Below are 16,188 nucleotides of genomic sequence, written 5' to 3' on the forward strand. Positions count from 1 at the left end.
GCTCGCGAAAGCGCTGTGTCATTCAACAATGAGTTGCCTGACACACCGCTTTCGCGAGCAAGCCCGCTCCCACAGCCATCTGACCGGACTTAGTCGCGGAAGTTGTTGAACTGCAGTGGCATGCCGAATTCCTTGGCGCGCAGGGCCGCGATGGCTTCCTGCAGGTCATCACGCTTCTTGCCGGTCACACGCACCTGCTCGCCCTGAATGGCGGCCTGCACCTTGAGCTTGGCGTCCTTAATGTGAGCGACGATTTTCTTCGCCAGCTCCTTGTCGATGCCTTCTTTGAGAATGGCGTCCTGCTTCATCAACTTGCCCGAGGCGTAAGCATCTTTGACTTCAAGGCACTGCACATCGATCTTGCGCTTGGTCAGGGCCAGCTTCAGGATCTCGATCATCGCTTCCAGCTGGAACCCGGCTTCAGCGGTCAGGTTGACGGTCAGGTCCTTTTCCTTGAACTCGAAGCTGCCCTTGCCTTTCAGGTCATAGCGACGATCGAGTTCCTTCACGGCGTTCTCGACCGCGTTGGTCAGCTCGTGTTTGTCCAGTTCGGATACCACGTCGAACGACGGCATGTAGTCTCTCCAATAAAAAGGCGCGCTCGATGAGGATGGAGCGCGCTTGGCTTGCGGTTAAAATCCGGCTCATTATAACGGGTCTTTTCCCACCGATACGGCGAGCCTTGCATGCCAGTACCTTACCGAGTGAAAAACTGATGTCCACCCCCTGGCACGTTCTCGGCGCCGGCAGCCTCGGCACCCTGTGGGCCACGCGTCTGGCGCGGGCCGGGCTGCCGGTGCGGCTGATCGTGCGGGATGCCGAGCGCTTGCGCAGCTATCAGGCGGCCGGTGGTCTGACGCTGGTCGAACACGGCGCAGCCACGACCTATGCCGTCCCCGCGCAAACGGCGGACGACCCGGAGCCGATCCGCCGCCTGCTGGTCGCCTGCAAAGCCTATGACGCCGAAAGCGCCGTCGCCCGCCTCGCCCCGCGCCTGAGCGCAGATGCCGAGCTGATCCTGCTGCAGAACGGTCTCGGCAGTCAGGACGCCGTCGCAGCGCAGGTACCGCAGGCACGCTGCATCAGCGCCTCCAGCACCGAAGGCGCGTTCCGCGATGGCGACTGGCGCGTGGTGTTTGCCGGCCACGGTTTCACCTGGCTGGGTGATGCCGGCCATCCGGTGGCGCCGATCTGGCTGGACGATCTTGATGCGGCGAAAATCCCCCACGAGTGGAGCACCGACATCCTCACCCGGCTGTGGCGCAAACTGGCGCTCAATTGCGCGATCAATCCGCTGACCGTGCTCCATGATTGCCGTAACGGCGGGCTGGAGCAGCATCAATGCGAAGTCGCCACGCTGTGCAGCGAGCTGGCCGAATTGCTGGAGCGTTGCGGTCAACCGGCAGCCGCGGTCAATCTGCAACAGGAAGTCGAGCGGGTGATTCACGCCACCGCAGCCAATTACTCGTCGATGTATCAGGACGTGACCAACCAGCGCCGCACCGAAATCAGTTACCTGCTGGGCCACGCCTGCAAAGTCGCCACCCGTCACCAGTTGAACCTGCCACACCTCAATCAATTGCAGCAACGTCTGGTCGGCCATCTGCGCAGCCTTGGATTGCCCAGCGACTGAGCAGCGGCTACGCTGGCCACTTGTTCCTTTGCTGCGATAAACCTGATGCCATTGCGCCAGCGCCTTGAAAACCTGCCGGTCGGCCAGAAACTGCTGGCCGCCCTGCTGGTGTTGCTGACCACCGTCCTGCTGGTCGCCAACCTGACCTTTATCAGCGCCGCCTATTACATCTCCCAGGAAAGCATGGCGCCGCAAGCTTTGCAGACCATCGGCCGGCTGATCTCCAACCCGAGCCTGGTCGCACAAGCCCTCGAGTCGCCGAAAAGCGCCGAACGCCTGCTCAAGGAACTCGACAGCTATTCGCCGCTGCGCGCCGCCGCGTTGTATGACGGCAAGGGTGACCGCATCGCCCAGGTGCAGCGTGGCGACAAGCTCAATCTGCCGGAACGCTATCGACACGTCGAAGCCTGGCAGCTCACCGAGTTTCGCAGCAATCAGTTGATCACCCTGCCCCGTCCCGGCACCGCGCCCGGGCACTTGCTGCTGGTCGCCAGCAGTGAACTGCCGATGGCGTTCTACACCGGCACCCTGACTGCCAGTCTCGGCATCCTGATTTTCAGTGTGCTGCTGTGGCTGGTGATTGCCCGGCAGATCAAACGCCTGATCACCCGCCCGATCCATGAGCTGGAAGAGCTCTCGCGTCAGGTCACTCGCGAAGAGAACTATGCCCTGCGCGCCTCACGCGGCAACCACGATGAAATCGGCAGCCTCGCCGAGGCGTTCAACACCATGCTCTCGCGCATCGAGGCTCGCGAACAGCAGCTCAAGCGCGCCCGCGATGACTCGCAGGCCGCCTACGATCAGGCCCAGGGCCTGGCCGAAGAAACCCGCCACACCAACCGAAAACTGGAGCTGGAAGTCCAGGTTCGGAGCAAGATCGAGAAGAAGCTCACCGGCTTCCAGAACTACCTCAACAGCATCATCGACTCCATGCCCTCGGCGCTGATCGCCCTCGACGAGCAGCTCTACGTGACCCAGTGGAACCAGGAAGCCAGCGCCCTCTCCGGCACGCGCCTGGATGAAGCGCTGAACCAGCCGATCTTCCTCGCCTTCGAACCGCTCAAGCCGTTTCTGCCGCAACTCAAGCAGACCGTGGAAGAGCACACCGTGGCGAAGATCGAACGGGTGACCTGGTTCAAGGATGACGAACCCAAGCACTACGCCCTGACCTTTTATCCGCTGATGGGCGGCGCCGGGCGCGGTGTGGTGATCCGTATCGACGACATCACCCAGCGCCTGTCGCTGGAAGAAATGATGGTGCAGTCGGAAAAAATGCTTTCGGTCGGTGGCCTCGCCGCCGGCATGGCCCATGAGATCAACAACCCGCTCGGCGCGATCCTGCACAACGTGCAGAACATTCGCCGGCGGCTGTCGGCGGATCTGCCGAAGAACCTCGAAACCGCTGAACAACTCGGCATCGAACTGGACACGGTCAACCGTTACCTGCAAAGCCGCGAAGTACCGAAATTGCTCGACGGCATCCAGCAGGCCGGCGCCCGCGCGGCAAAAATCGTCACGCACATGCTCAGTTTCAGCCGCCGCAGCACCCGGCAAATGGCCCCGTGCGATCTGCCCGCACTGATCGATCAAGCGGTGGAAATTGCCGGCAACGACTTCGATCTGGCGATCGGTTTCGACTTCAAGGGCCAGGCGATCATCCGCCAGTTCGACCCGGCGCTCGGCCCGGTGCCGGGCACTGCCAACGAACTGGAACAAGTGTTGCTCAACCTGCTGAAAAACGCTGCACAAGCCATTCATCAGCGCGAAGACGACAGCGAGCCGGGGCGGATCATCCTGCGCACCAAACTCAATCCGCCATGGGCCGAGATTCAGGTCGAGGACAACGGCATCGGCATGAGCGAAAACGTGCGCAAACGCACCTTCGAGCCGTTCTTCACCACCAAGGAAATCGGCCAGGGCACAGGGCTGGGGCTGTCGGTGTCGTACTTCATCATCACCAACAACCACAAAGGCCAGATGGAAGTGCAATCGGCGCCGGGCCAGGGCACCTGCTTCACCTTGCGCCTGCCACTGACCCAACCGGCGACCATCGCCGCCGAAACCAATCAACTACCGAGGTAACCCATGGGCTTTCGCTTGTCGAAGATCTACACCCGCACCGGCGACACCGGCGAAACCGGCCTGGGCGATGGCCGCCGCGTCCCCAAGGATCACCCGCGGATCGAAGCGATTGGCGAAGTCGATACGCTGAACAGTCAGGTCGGCGTGCTGCTGGCCGGGCTGATCGCCGAGCGCGAGGCGTTCCCGGGGCTGAATGAGCTGATCGACGTGCTCGCGCCTTGCCAGCATCGTCTGTTTGACCTCGGCGGAGAGCTGGCGATGCCGGAATATCAGGCGCTGAACACGGCAGAAATCGAGCGCCTGGAAGCGGCGATCGATGTGTGGAACGAGGAATTGGGGCCGCTGGAGAATTTCATTCTGCCCGGTGGGTCGATGCTGATTGCCCAGGCCCACGTGTGCCGCAGTCTGGCGCGCAGTGCCGAGCGCCGTTGTCAGCATTTGAATGCAATTGAGCCATTGGCCGGGGTTGGTTTGGCGTATATCAATCGGTTGTCGGATCTGTTGTTCGTCGCCGCAAGGTTGATTGCGCGGCGGCAGGGGATTGCGGAGATTTTGTGGCAGCCTGCTGCGAAGCCTTCAGAAATCTAGCGCCTGTAAGGACGCCTTCGCGAGCAAGCCCGCTCCCACAGTTGATTGCATTCATCCAGTTGGAATGCAGTCAAATGTGGGAGCGGGCTTGCTCGCGAAGAGGCCATCAGCCTCACAACATAATCAAGCTTCCGGCCAGAACGCCCGAATCCCCGCCACACCCTGCGCGCCAACACCCCAAGCCTTCTCGCGCTCCGCCGGGCCAACCCCGCCGAGCAAGAACACTGGCTTGCCAAAGCCCTCGATCAACGCCGCAGCCTGCTCCCAGCCCAACGGCTGCGCATCCGGATGGGTCAAGGTTGGTTGAACCGGCGACAGGGTGACGAAATCCACGCCCATCTGCTCGGCCAGCGCCAGTTCTTCAGCGTTATGGCAGGACGCCGCCAACCAGCGCTCGGCCGGCAACGGTCGCCCTGCTGCGGCGTATTTGCGCAGTTGCGCGGCGGTGATGTGCCAACCGGCCGACGGGAAATCGCCGAGCCATTCGAACGGCCCCTTGATCATCAACTGCGCCTTGCCGGCACACAGACCGGCTGCATCCACCGCCAGATCGCGGTATTTGGGGTCATAGCCGTTCGGCGCGCGCAACTGGATCAGTTTGATCCCGCCGGCAATCGCCTTCTGAATGCCGCGCAGCAAGGCCGGGGCTTCCAGATCGTCCGGGGTGATCAGGTATTCGCCGGGCAGACGCGCCGCGGCCACGATCGGCTGATTGGCCGCCGGGAACTCGTAGTTCAGCAGATCCTTGGCGGTCACCCAGGCCAGTGGCTGACCTTCGGCACCGTGCGGCTCACCGGTGAACTGAGACACTTCCCAGACATCCAGCAGTACCTGCTTGTCCGGGTAATCGTGGCGCACCTTGATCAGTGGACGAGCGGCGCCAACGACAATGCCCAGCTCTTCCTGCAGCTCGCGCGCCAAGGCGCTTTCGACCGATTCGTCAGCCTCGACCTTGCCGCCGGGAAATTCCCACAAGCCGCCCTGATGCTGGGTGTCGGCACGACGGGCGATGAGGATTTTGCCGCTGTCGTCACGAATGACGGCAGCCGCGACGTGTACACGTTTCACGGATTCAACTCCTCCAGTCCAGCCTTTTGCCACGCCTTGAAGGCGGGCCATTGGTAGACGGTTTCAACATAGGCTTCATCAACCGCCGGCAACTGCACCTGGTAAGTCCGCAGGCGCACGGCAATCGGGGCGAAGAACGCGTCAGCCAGGCTCACCCGGCCAAACAGATACGGCCCAGGCTCCGTGGCGGCAGCACGGCATTCAGCCCACAGCGCGAGCATGCGTTCGATATCGACCTTCACCTCTGGCGGCACCGGGTTGAGCGGTGCGTCGTGGCTCAGGTTGAACGGCATGTGATTGCGCATGGCGAAAAAGCCACTGTGCATCTGCGCGCAGGCGGACCGCGCCTGGGCACGGGCGAACAGGTCGGTTGGCCAGAGCTGTTCGGACGGGAACTGCTCGGCCAGGTATTCGGCGATCGCCAGAGAGTCGGCGATGGTGCCGCGAGAAGTTTGCAGCAGCGGCACCTTGGCGGTCGGCGAATGCTTGAGCAGCTTCTCGCGGGTGTCGGGCTTGCCGAGTTTGATCAGTTCTTCGCTGTAGGGTGCGCCGGTCAGCTCCAGCGCCAGAGCGGCGCGCAGGGACCAGGAGGACAGCAGTTTGTCGCCGATGATCAGGTGCAGGGACATGGTGTGGCGCCTTTTCGTCAGTGGAAAGCTTCAAGACTTGTAGTGACTGGGCCGACGCTTTCGCGGGCAAGCCCGCTCCCACAGTAGTTTCGGTCGTGCACAAATCTCGTGTACACCACAGAACCCTGTGGGAGCGGGCTTGCCCGCGAAGAGGTCGGCAGCCCACCCTCACCCTTTGGATCAGGTGCGGTATTCGGCGTTGATCTTCACGTACTCATGCGACAGGTCGGTGGTCCAGATGGTTTCGCTGCAATCACCGCGACCCAGTTCGATACGGATGGTGATCTCTTCCTGCTGCATCACCGCCGAACCCTGTGCCTCAGTGTAGGTCGCTGCGCGTGCGCCACGGCTGGCGATGCACACGTCGCCGAGGAACACGTCGATCTTGCTCACATCCAGATCCGGCACGCCGGCACGGCCGACGGCGGCGAGAATGCGGCCCCAGTTCGGATCGGAGGCGAACAGCGCAGTCTTGATCAGCGGCGAGTGGGCCACGGTGTAACCGACGTCCAGGCATTCCTGATGATTGCCGCCACCGTTGACTTCAACGGTGACGAACTTGGTCGCGCCTTCGCCGTCACGCACGATGGCCTGGGCCACGTCCATGCACACTTCGAACACCGCCTGTTTCAGCTTGTTGAACAGCTCGCCTTCGGCACGGGTGATTTCCGGCAGTGCAGCCTTGCCGGTGGCAATCAGCATGCAGCAGTCGTTGGTCGAGGTATCGCCGTCGATGGTGATGCGGTTGAACGACTTGTTCGCGCCGTCGAGCATCAGGTTGTGCAGTACGTCGCGGGAAACTTTGGCATCGGTGGCGATGTAGCCGAGCATGGTCGCCATGTTCGGGCGAATCATGCCTGCACCTTTGCTGATGCCGGTGACGGTAATGGTCACGCCATCATGCTCGAACTGGCGGCTGGCACCCTTGGGCAGGGTGTCGGTGGTCATGATGCCGGTGGCGGCGGCTTCCCAGTTGTTTTCCGACAGATCGTCCAGCGCCGCTTGCAGCGCGCCTTCGATCTTCTCGACCGGCAGCGGCTCACCGATCACGCCGGTGGAGTACGGCAGGATCTGGCTGGCATCGACACCGGTCAGCTCGGCCAGTTTCGCCGTGGTGCGCTCGGCAGCCGCCAGGCCCGGCTCACCGGTACCGGCGTTGGCATTGCCGGTGTTGGTCAGCAGGTAACGCACGTCGTTGTGCACGCGTTTTTTCGCCAGGATCACCGGCGCGGCGCAAAAGGCGTTCAACGTGAACACACCGGCCACGGTCGAACCTTCGGCGCAGCGCATCACTACCACATCCTTGCGCCCAGGGCGCTTGATGCCGGCCGAGGCAATACCGAGTTCAAAACCGGCAACCGGGTGCAACGTTGGCAAAGGACCAAGACCAACAGCCATGAATGCGCTCCTTACTCAATGATGTCAGCACCGCTCACAGGGATGGCGGTGGTGTAAATGGCAAAACGCCGCGACGGCAGGAGCCGGTCGCGGCGCGGGTATTTCAGCGATTGAAACGGGGGTTACTGGATCTGCCCGTGGCAATGCTTGAATTTCTTGCCCGAACCGCAGTAGCACAGTTCGTTGCGACCCAGCTTCTGCTCGTTGCGCACCGGCGCGGTGGCGAGGGCGACATCGACCTCTTCACCCAATACTTCCGGCTGCTCCAGACCAGGGGCCTCGGCGTGTTCGAACTGCATGCGCGCGGCCAGTGCTTCGGCTTCCTCACGCAGGCGTTGCTCTTCGGCTTCCGGATCTTCGCGGCGCACCTGAACGTGCGACAGCACACGGATCGAGTCGCGCTTGATCGAATCCAGCAGCTCGGAGAACAGCGTGAACGACTCGCGCTTGTATTCCTGCTTCGGGTTCTTCTGAGCGTAGCCACGCAGGTGGATGCCGTGACGCAGGTGATCCATGGTCGACAGGTGGTCTTTCCACAGATCGTCGAGCACGCGCAGAACGATTTGTTTCTCGAACGAGCGCAGTGCTTCGGCACCGGCCTGATCTTCTTTCTCGTTGTACGCTGCCATCAGCTCGACCATCAGCTTCTCGCGCAGGGTCTCTTCGTACAGGTGATCGTCTTCGTCGAGCCATTGCTGGATCGGCAGTTTCACCCCGAAGTCGCTGGCAATCGACGCTTCCAGACCGGCCACGTCCCACTGCTCTGGCAGCGATTGCGGCGGAATGTGCGCGCTGACGGTGGCGTTGAGCACATCCTGACGGAAATCGGCGATGGTTTCACCGATGTTGTCGGCGGCCAGCAACGTGTTACGCATGTGATAGATCACTTTACGCTGTTCGTTGTTGACGTCGTCGAACTCGAGCAGTTGTTTACGGATATCGAAGTTGCGACCTTCCACCTTGCGCTGCGCCTTCTCGATCGCGTTGGTCACCATGCGGTGCTCGATCGCTTCGCCCGGCTGCATGCCCAGGGCTTTCATGAAGTTCTTCACCCGGTCAGAGGCGAAGATGCGCATCAGGCTGTCTTCCAGCGACAGGTAGAAGCGGCTGGAACCGGCATCACCCTGACGACCGGCACGGCCACGCAACTGGTTGTCGATACGACGGGATTCGTGACGCTCGGAGGCGATCACCTGCAGACCGCCGGACTCCAGCACCTGCTGGTGACGCTTCTGCCAGTCGGCCTTGATCTGGGCGATCTGCTCGGGGCTCGGGTTTTCCAGCGCCGCGACTTCCACTTCCCAGTTACCGCCCAACAGGATGTCGGTACCACGACCGGCCATGTTGGTGGCGATGGTCAGGGCGCCCGGACGACCGGCTTGCGCGATGATCTCGGCTTCTTTTTCGTGGAACTTGGCGTTCAGCACCTTGTGTTCGATGCCTTCCTTGTTGAGCAGGTTGGACACATGCTCGGAAGTTTCGATGGTCGCGGTGCCCACCAGGATCGGACGGCCCTGGGCCATACCTTCCTTGATGTCGTTGATGATCGCCGCGTATTTCTCTTCGGCGGTCAGGAACACCAGGTCGTTGAAATCTTTACGCGCCAACGGCTTGTTCGGCGGAATCACCATGACCTGCAGGCCATAGATCTGGTGGAATTCGAACGCTTCGGTGTCGGCGGTACCGGTCATGCCGGACAGCTTGGTGTACAGACGGAAGTAGTTCTGGAACGTGGTCGAGGCCAGGGTCTGGCTCTCGGCCTGAATGTTCAGACCTTCCTTGGCTTCGATGGCCTGGTGCAGGCCTTCGGACAGACGACGACCCGGCATGGTACGACCGGTGTGTTCGTCGACCAGTACGACCTGACCGTCCTGCACGATGTATTCGACGTTGCGGTGGAACAGCTTGTGCGCACGCAGACCCGAATAGACGTGGGTCAGCAGGCCCAGGTTATGCGCCGAGTACAGGCTCTCGCCTTCAGCCAGCAGGCCGACGCCGGTGAGCATTTCTTCGATGTACTGGTGACCGGCTTCGTTGAGTTCGACCTGACGGGTCTTCTCGTCGATGGTGTAGTGACCGGCCTTGGTGACCTGGCCTTCGACTTCTTCGACGTGCAGTTCCAGCTGCGGGATCAGTTTGTTGATCTCCATGTACAGCTTGGAACTGTCCTCGGCCTGACCGGAAATGATCAGCGGGGTACGGGCTTCGTCGATGAGGATGGAGTCGACTTCGTCGATCACGGCAAAATTGAGTTCGCGCTGGAATTTCTCTTCCATGCTGAACGCCATGTTGTCGCGCAGGTAGTCGAACCCGAATTCGTTGTTGGTACCGTAGGTGATGTCGGCAGCGTAGGCGGCGCGCTTCTCTTCCGGCGGCTGGAACGGCGTCACGACGCCGACGGTCAGGCCGAGGAATTCATACAGCGGGCGCATCCAGTTGGCGTCACGGCGGGCCAGGTAGTCGTTCACGGTTACAACGTGCACGCCCTTGCCGGACAGCGCGTTGAGGTAAACGCCCAGGGTCGCTACGAGGGTTTTACCCTCACCGGTACGCATTTCGGCAATCATGCCTTCATGCAAGGTCATGCCGCCGATCAACTGGACGTCGAAGTGGCGCATGCCCATGACGCGCTTGCCGGCTTCACGGGCGACCGCAAAGGCTTCAGGCAACAGCTTGTCGAGGGATTCCCCTTTGGCGATACGGGCCTTGAACTCATTGGTCTTGGCGCGCAATTGATCGTCCGAAAGGGCCACCATTTGCTCTTCGAAGGCATTGACGAGCTGCACCGTCTTGAGCATGCGTTTGACTTCACGCTCGTTCTTGCTTCCAAAAAGTTTCTTTAACAAAGGCGCAAACATATCGGCAGGATCTTCCACACTAAAGGGATGGAGGGCGGCCCCGTGAGTCGCCCGTGCAGCCCTCATGGCCGCATGCGAACGAGCATTCTACCCGGAAACGGTGGTGAGGAAAGTGGCGATATTCCACGATGCTGGCACTGCGCTTTGACGGGGCTCACTTAAAATAAGGGCGTTTTGCTCAACTTCAACCCATCAAGGCAAGAAGTTAGTTGTTGATTTAATGGGTAAAGCAGGGACAAAAGCAATGGGCGAGTGGTTCCGTTGCTTTCTGCTAACATGGCGCTTCTGTTACTTCAGGTGTTCGATCATGGCATTTCGCCCCCTTACAGCCAGAGCGCCCGCCGTTCTGCTACGCGAAGCCAAGCCGCTCAAAGCCATTCTTGGTCATGCCCAACGCCTCGCTCATCTGCAACGCCTGCTTGAAAGCCAGCTGCAACCTGCCGCCCGCGCACATTGTCATGTGGCCAAGTGGCGTGAAGGCGAACTGTCGCTGGTGGTCACCGACGGCCATTGGGCGACACGCCTGCGCTACCAGCAAAAACGCCTGCAACGGCAATTGCAGCTGTTCGAAGAGTTCGCCAACCTGACGCGAATCAAATTCAGTGTGCGACCACCGATCGTCCAGCCTGGGGCTGTCGGGCACACGATGGACCTGTCGAGCAATGCGGCGGCGACCATTCAGTCCACGGCGGACGGGATCAGCGATCCCGCTTTGCGTGCGGCACTTGAGCGCCTGGCGGCACACGCCAAAGACAAAACCTGATCTCAATCCAGAAAACTGACACTTATCCGATGTGAGAGCGGGCTTGCTCGCGAAGGCGTCCTTTCAGTCAACATTATTGTTGACTGGCAGACCGCTTTCGCGAGCAAGCCCGCTCCCACAGTTTGGATCAACGCCGTTTGCTGCCACCGAGCAACGACCCCATCAAGCCGCGCACCAGTTGTTTACCCAGATTATTGGCCGCCTGACGCATGGCTGACTTCAACGCCTGCCCCGCCGCCGTGCCCAGAAACTCTCCGGCACGATCAGCCAGGCTCGGCTCTTCGGCTGCCGGCTTACCCGCTGGCGCATCCGCCTCCGGCGCCAGATCCTTGCGGCCCATCAGGATTTCATATGCCGACTCACGATCGATCGGTTTGTCATATCGGCCCTTGAACGGCGACCCGGCGATCAGCATCGTGCGTTCGGTTTCGCTCAACGGCCCGATCCGCGACTGTGGCGGCGCCACCAGCACCCGCTGGACCATCTCCGGCGTGCCTTTTTCCTGCAGCGTCCCGACCAGTGCTTCACCGATGCCCAGCTCGGTCAGTACCGACAAGGTATCGAACGCCGGATTCGGCCGGAAGCCATCGGCTACCGCTCGCAGGGATTTCTGTTCCTTGGCAGTGAACGCACGCAAGCCGTGCTGAATCCGCAGGCCAAGTTGCGCGAGCACGTCATCCGGCAGGTCGCCCGGCGACTGGGTGACGAAATACACGCCGACACCTTTCGAGCGAATCAGCCGCACCACCTGTTCCAGACGCTCCTGCAACGCCTTGGGCGTATCGCCGAACAACAAATGCGCTTCATCGAAGAACAGCGCCAGCAGCGGTTTGTCGGCATCGCCGCGCTCCGGCAACTGCTCGAACAGCTCGGCCAGCAGCCACAGCAGGAACGTCGCGTAGACCTTCGGTGCCTCATGCACCAGACGGCTGGCATCGAGCAAATGAATCCGCCCACGACCATCGGCGGCCGGTTGCAGAATGTCTTCCAGTTGCAGCGCCGGTTCGCCGAACAACGCTTCAGCGCCCTGCTGCTCCAGAGTCGCCAGCCGGCGCAATAGTGCCTGACTGGAACCGGTGGTCATCAGCGCCGCGTCTTCGCCGAGCAGCTGCGGGTTGTCCTTGAGGTGATTGAGCAGCGCCTTGAGGTCTTTCAGGTCGAGCAGCAACAGGCCTTCGCGGTCGGCCACTTTAAACGCCGCGTACAGCGCCGACTGCTGGCTGTCGGTCAGCTCCAGCAGGCTGCCGATCAGCAGCGGGCCCATTTCACTCAAAGTCGTGCGCAACGGATGACCGGACTCCCCGTGAATATCCCACAGCGTCACCGGATAAGCCTGCGGTTTGTGGTCGAGCCAGGGCATCCCGGCGATGCGCTCGGCGACCTTGCCCTGCGGATTGCCGGCGGCGCCCAGGCCGCACAGGTCGCCTTTGATGTCGGCGGCGAATACCGCGACCCCGGCGTCACTGAATGCTTCGGCAAGGCGTTGCAAAGTCACGGTCTTGCCGGTCCCGGTCGCACCGGCAATCAGTCCGTGGCGGTTGGCCAGGCGCATGGCCTGAGCAATCGGTTGCCCCGCCAGATCGGCGCCGATAACGACTTGCGATGTGTCAGGCATTTTGTCACCTATGGTTAATCTTTAATCCGCTGTGGCCGATAGATAAGGGCGAGAACCTGACTGAAAAGTCGGTCGGACATTTCCCTAAGGAGAGTCGGAAATATCAGTTTGTTTCACCCTTGCCCATATTGCGCGTCTTTATAAAAGCACGCCCAGGACATTAAGACCTTAGCGGAACCCCAAGCCATGAACAAAAACCTGCGCTTCAGCCATAAAATTTTGCTTGCCGCCGCCCTCATCGTCATCGCCGCTTTCGCCTCGTTCACGCTGTACAACGACTGGCTGCAACGCAACGCGATCCGCGATGACCTGAACAACTATCTCAACGAGATGGGCGAAGTCACCGCCGATAACATCCAGACCTGGCTCAACGGGCGCATTCTGCTGGTCGAGAACGCCGCCCAGAATATTGCCATCAATCCGGACCCGGCCAACGTCGCCAGCCTGCTGGAACAGAAATCCCTGACCTCGACGTTCATGGCCACTTACCTCGGCGATGCCACCGGTCACTTCACCATCCGTCCGGACGTGAAGATGCCGGACGGTTTCGATCCTCGGGTGCGCCCTTGGTATAAAGGGGCCGAGAGCAGCAGCGCGTCGACCCTGACCGAACCGTACATCGACGCCGCCACCGGCCAGTTGATCATCTCCATCGCCACCGCCTCGAAAAAGGCCGGTCAGAGCGTCGGCGTGGTGGGCGGCGACCTGAGCCTGCAAACCCTGGTCGACACCCTCACCGCCCGGGACTTCTCCGGCATGGGCTACGCGTTCCTGGTCAGCGCCGACGGCAAGATCCTTGTGCACCCGGACAAGGCACTGGTGATGAAATCACTCAAAGAAGCCTATCCGCAGGACACCCCGCGCATCAGCAGCGACTTCAGTGAAATCACCGTCGATGGCAAGACCCGCATCGTCAGCTTCGCGCCGATCAAAGGCCTGCCGTCGGTCAACTGGTACATCGGGCTGTCGGTGGACAAGGACAAAGCCTTCTCGATGCTCAGTGAGTTCCGCACCTCGGCGGTGATTGCCACGGTGATTGCGGTGGTGATCATCATCGCGTTGCTGGGCATGCTGATTCGCCTGCTGATCCAGCCACTGCACGTCATGACCCGCGCCATGGAAGACATCGCCGACGGCGAAGGCGACCTGACCAAGCGCCTGACCATCGTCAATAACGATGAGTTTGGCGTGCTGGGTACCGCATTCAACCGTTTCGTCGAGCGTATTCACGGATCAATCCGCGAAGTGTCGTCGGCCACCGGGCAGGTCAACGAGGTCGCGCTGCGCGTGGTCGCGGCGTCCAACTCGTCGATGTACAACTCCGACCAGCAGGCCTCGCGCACCAGCAGCGTCGCCGCCGCGATCAATCAACTGGGCGCCGCCGCCCAGGAAATCGCCCGCAACGCCGCGCAAGCCTCGAACCAGGCCAGTGATGCCCGCGGCCTCGCCGAAGACGGCCAGCAAGTGGTGGATCGCAGCATCAAGGCGATGAATCAACTGTCGAGCATGCTCAGCGCCTCCAGCAGCAACATCGAGTCGCTGAACAGCAAAACCGTGAACATCGGGCAGATCCTCGAAGTGATCACCAGCATCTCCCAGCAGACCAATCTGCTGGCGCTCAATGCCGCCATCGAAGCGGCGCGTGCGGGTGAGGCCGGACGCGGTTTTGCCGTGGTCGCCGACGAAGTGCGCAACCTGGCGCACCGCACTCAGGAATCGGCGCAGCAGGTGCAAACCATGATCGAGGAGCTGCAAGTCGGCGCCCGTGAATCGGTGAGCACCATGAGCGACAGCCAGCGCCACAGCCAGGACAGCGTGGAAATCGCCAACCTCGCCGGCGAACGCCTCAACAGCGTGACCCAGCGTATCGGCGAAATCGACGGGATGAACCAGTCGGTGGCAACAGCGACCGAGGAGCAGACGGCGGTAGTCGAGTCGATCAACGTCGACATCACCGAGATCAATACGCTGAACCAGGAAGGCGTCGAGAACCTGCAGGCGACGTTGCGCGCCTGTTCGGATCTGGAGCAGCAGGCTTCGCGCCTGAAGCAGCTGGTCGGTAGCTTCCGCATCTAAGATCAAAAGCCTCCCCCCTCACCCCAACCCTCTCCCCCCTGTATGTACCGGAGACATGGTGGACAGGTGTTCGGAGACATGGTGGACACTTTTTAATAGACACATTGCTCATCGCCAAGGAGATGACCTGTGTCTTGGGAAGAGGTGTCCACCGTGCAACTTCGCTCGGAATTCGTGTTTTTGGCTCGGCAAGAGGGGGCCAATATTCGGCTGCTTTGCCGTCGATTCAATATCAGTCCAAGCACTGCTTACAAATGGCTAAACAGGTTTGAAGCCTCAGGTGTTGAGGGATTGATCAACCAGTCTCGGCGACCGAAAACGTCACCCAAACGCTGTGTTGATGAGGTTGAGCAGCAGATTCTGACCGTGAGTCAGGAGTACGCGGCTTGGGGCGCTCGCAAGCTCAAGCGCGTGTTGGAAGACAACGGCGCAGTGATGCCTTCTGTCAGCACCGTGCATGCGGTTTTAAAGCGTCACTCGCGCGTTGATCCAAAGGCCGCTGAGATCAAGCCATTTATCCGGTTCGAGCATGAAGCTCCCAATGATCTTTGGCAGATGGACTTCAAGGGCCATATCAGCTTGGGCCAGGGCCGTTGCCATCCGTTGACGATACTGGACGATCATTCACGGTTTTCGCTGTGCATCGCTGCGTGCGCGAACGAGCAGCGCCAAACCGTTCAGGAGCATCTAATCCGGACCTTTCGGCGCTACGGCCTGCCTTTGCGCATGACGATGGACAACGGTTCGCCTTGGGGTGACCAGACAGGTGTTTATACCGCACTGGAGATCTGGCTGATGAGCCAAGGCATCAAGGTCGGCCACTCCCGACCTTATCATCCGCAGACCCAAGGAAAGCTGGAGCGCTTTCACCGCAGCCTTAAAAGCGAAGTTCTGCAAGGCCAGTTGTTCATCGATCTCGATGGCGCGCAACGAGCGTTTGATAGCTGGCGTGATATTTACAACCAGAAGCGCCCGCATCAGGCGCTGGACATGCAGGTTCCTGCGGCCCGCTACAGCAGTAGTCCACGGGAATATCAGGAGCAACCCGCGGCGCCGGAGTACAACGATGGCGATGTGATCAGGAAGGTTCAGGTGAAGGGCGAGATCTACTGGGGAAACCGTGAATACACAGTCGGAAAGGCTTTTCACGGGAGGTCAGTAGCTATCCGGGAAACGACGGAGGATGGCATCCACGATGTCTACTGGGGTAAACATCGTATAGCCAAAATCGACTTGAACTTGCAGATTGTCACAGCAGGTAAGAAGATCTAAAACCGTCCACCATGTCTCCGAACATGTGTCCACCATGTCTCCGGTACATACACCCCCAAGGGGCGAGGGGAAAGGGAGCCGATCTTCAAGCTTTTCAAGACCTGAGTTCGACTCCGACTTTCAGGTCGATGTATCAAGCCAAAACACCACGGTCAGTCCCCTCTCCCTCAGGGAGAGGGTTAGGGTGAGGGCCGTTTCAGCTCTAC

The 16,188-nt window shown here is 60.7% G+C and carries 12 protein-coding genes and 1 pseudogene; 7 read left to right on the top strand and 6 right to left on the bottom strand.

Features of this window, described 5'->3' with window-relative positions; all coding sequences use genetic code 11:
* Positions 1–89: 89 nt before the first annotated feature.
* Complete coding sequence (locus E4T63_RS21590) at positions 90–575, bottom strand: YajQ family cyclic di-GMP-binding protein (RefSeq protein WP_003227548.1); 486 nt, start codon at positions 573–575, stop codon at positions 90–92.
* Positions 576–715: 140 nt separating this feature from the next.
* On the opposite strand from E4T63_RS21590, the gene E4T63_RS21595 reads away from it, so the two are divergent.
* Genes E4T63_RS21595 through E4T63_RS21605 form a run of 3 tightly spaced genes read left to right on the top strand, consistent with a single transcriptional unit; the run spans position 716 to position 4,303 of the window.
* The gene (locus E4T63_RS21595) at positions 716–1,633 is read left to right on the top strand and encodes a putative 2-dehydropantoate 2-reductase (RefSeq protein WP_135296425.1); all 918 of its coding nucleotides are present in this window, start codon (positions 716–718) and stop codon (positions 1,631–1,633) included.
* 45 nt (positions 1,634–1,678) lie between these two features.
* Entirely contained in the window at positions 1,679–3,715 is a 2,037-nt protein-coding gene (locus E4T63_RS21600; protein ID WP_135296426.1) for a sensor histidine kinase, read from the top strand.
* A gap of 3 nt (positions 3,716–3,718) precedes the next feature.
* Positions 3,719–4,303, top strand: coding sequence for a cob(I)yrinic acid a,c-diamide adenosyltransferase (locus E4T63_RS21605; protein WP_135296427.1), 585 nt, complete (start codon positions 3,719–3,721; stop codon positions 4,301–4,303).
* Between the two features lie 123 nt (positions 4,304–4,426).
* Here the strand turns inward: E4T63_RS21605 and E4T63_RS21610 are convergent, their stop codons facing one another.
* The 4 genes from E4T63_RS21610 to secA form a co-directional block, all read right to left on the bottom strand.
* Entirely contained in the window at positions 4,427–5,371 is a 945-nt protein-coding gene (locus E4T63_RS21610; RefSeq protein ID WP_135296428.1) for a Nudix family hydrolase, read from the bottom strand.
* On the bottom strand, positions 5,368–6,000 hold the full coding sequence (locus E4T63_RS21615) for a glutathione S-transferase family protein (RefSeq protein ID WP_098965281.1): 633 nt from the start codon (positions 5,998–6,000) through the stop codon (positions 5,368–5,370). Before E4T63_RS21615 ends, E4T63_RS21610 begins: the two co-directional genes overlap by 4 nt.
* Before the next feature lie 180 nt (positions 6,001–6,180).
* Complete coding sequence (gene argJ, locus E4T63_RS21620) at positions 6,181–7,398, bottom strand: bifunctional glutamate N-acetyltransferase/amino-acid acetyltransferase ArgJ (RefSeq protein WP_097085964.1); 1,218 nt, start codon at positions 7,396–7,398, stop codon at positions 6,181–6,183.
* A 122-nt stretch (positions 7,399–7,520) separates the two neighbouring features.
* Positions 7,521–10,256 (bottom strand): preprotein translocase subunit SecA, encoded by a 2,736-nt coding sequence (secA, locus tag E4T63_RS21625; protein ID WP_027612522.1) that lies wholly within the window; start codon positions 10,254–10,256, stop codon positions 7,521–7,523.
* 307 nt (positions 10,257–10,563) lie between these two features.
* Here secA and E4T63_RS21630 point away from each other — a divergent pair, with 307 nt between their 5' ends.
* Positions 10,564–11,019 (top strand): DUF721 domain-containing protein, encoded by a 456-nt coding sequence (locus E4T63_RS21630; RefSeq protein WP_135296429.1) that lies wholly within the window; start codon positions 10,564–10,566, stop codon positions 11,017–11,019.
* A 127-nt stretch (positions 11,020–11,146) separates the two neighbouring features.
* On the opposite strand, the gene E4T63_RS21635 is transcribed toward E4T63_RS21630, so the two are convergent.
* The gene (locus tag E4T63_RS21635; protein ID WP_135296430.1) at positions 11,147–12,634 is read right to left on the bottom strand and encodes a helicase HerA-like domain-containing protein; all 1,488 of its coding nucleotides are present in this window, start codon (positions 12,632–12,634) and stop codon (positions 11,147–11,149) included.
* A gap of 330 nt (positions 12,635–12,964) precedes the next feature.
* Here E4T63_RS21635 and E4T63_RS29065 point away from each other — a divergent pair.
* The 3 genes and pseudogenes from E4T63_RS29065 to E4T63_RS21645 all read left to right on the top strand — a co-directional run.
* Positions 12,965–13,804 (top strand): annotated as a pseudogene (locus tag E4T63_RS29065) (cache domain-containing protein); the annotation flags it as partial.
* A gap of 141 nt (positions 13,805–13,945) precedes the next feature.
* Positions 13,946–14,710, top strand: a complete 765-nt coding sequence (locus E4T63_RS29070; RefSeq protein WP_371043227.1) for a methyl-accepting chemotaxis protein — start codon at positions 13,946–13,948, stop codon at positions 14,708–14,710.
* Between the two features lie 129 nt (positions 14,711–14,839).
* Complete coding sequence (locus tag E4T63_RS21645) at positions 14,840–15,982, top strand: IS481 family transposase (protein WP_135295291.1); 1,143 nt, start codon at positions 14,840–14,842, stop codon at positions 15,980–15,982.
* Positions 15,983–16,188 lie beyond the last annotated feature (206 nt).

The sequence above is a fragment of the Pseudomonas fluorescens genome (genome assembly GCF_004683905.1).
Classification (GTDB): Bacteria; Pseudomonadota; Gammaproteobacteria; order Pseudomonadales; family Pseudomonadaceae; genus Aquipseudomonas; species Aquipseudomonas putida_A.

What these genes read in the sequence shown, in the direction of transcription:
- E4T63_RS21630 (WP_135296429.1), top strand. Translation starts at nt 10,564, where the DNA reads ATGGCATTTCGCCCCCTTACAGCCAGAGCGCCCGCCGTTCTGCTACGC.
- E4T63_RS21635 (WP_135296430.1), bottom strand. Translation starts at nt 12,634, where the DNA reads ATGCCTGACACATCGCAAGTCGTTATCGGCGCCGATCTGGCGGGGCAA.
- E4T63_RS21595 (WP_135296425.1), top strand. Translation starts at nt 716, where the DNA reads ATGTCCACCCCCTGGCACGTTCTCGGCGCCGGCAGCCTCGGCACCCTG.
- E4T63_RS21615 (WP_098965281.1), bottom strand. Translation starts at nt 6,000, where the DNA reads ATGTCCCTGCACCTGATCATCGGCGACAAACTGCTGTCCTCCTGGTCC.
- argJ (WP_097085964.1), bottom strand. Translation starts at nt 7,398, where the DNA reads ATGGCTGTTGGTCTTGGTCCTTTGCCAACGTTGCACCCGGTTGCCGGT.
- E4T63_RS21600 (WP_135296426.1), top strand. Translation starts at nt 1,679, where the DNA reads ATGCCATTGCGCCAGCGCCTTGAAAACCTGCCGGTCGGCCAGAAACTG.
- E4T63_RS21605 (WP_135296427.1), top strand. Translation starts at nt 3,719, where the DNA reads ATGGGCTTTCGCTTGTCGAAGATCTACACCCGCACCGGCGACACCGGC.
- secA (WP_027612522.1), bottom strand. Translation starts at nt 10,256, where the DNA reads ATGTTTGCGCCTTTGTTAAAGAAACTTTTTGGAAGCAAGAACGAGCGT.
- E4T63_RS21590 (WP_003227548.1), bottom strand. Translation starts at nt 575, where the DNA reads ATGCCGTCGTTCGACGTGGTATCCGAACTGGACAAACACGAGCTGACC.
- E4T63_RS29070 (WP_371043227.1), top strand. Translation starts at nt 13,946, where the DNA reads ATGTACAACTCCGACCAGCAGGCCTCGCGCACCAGCAGCGTCGCCGCC.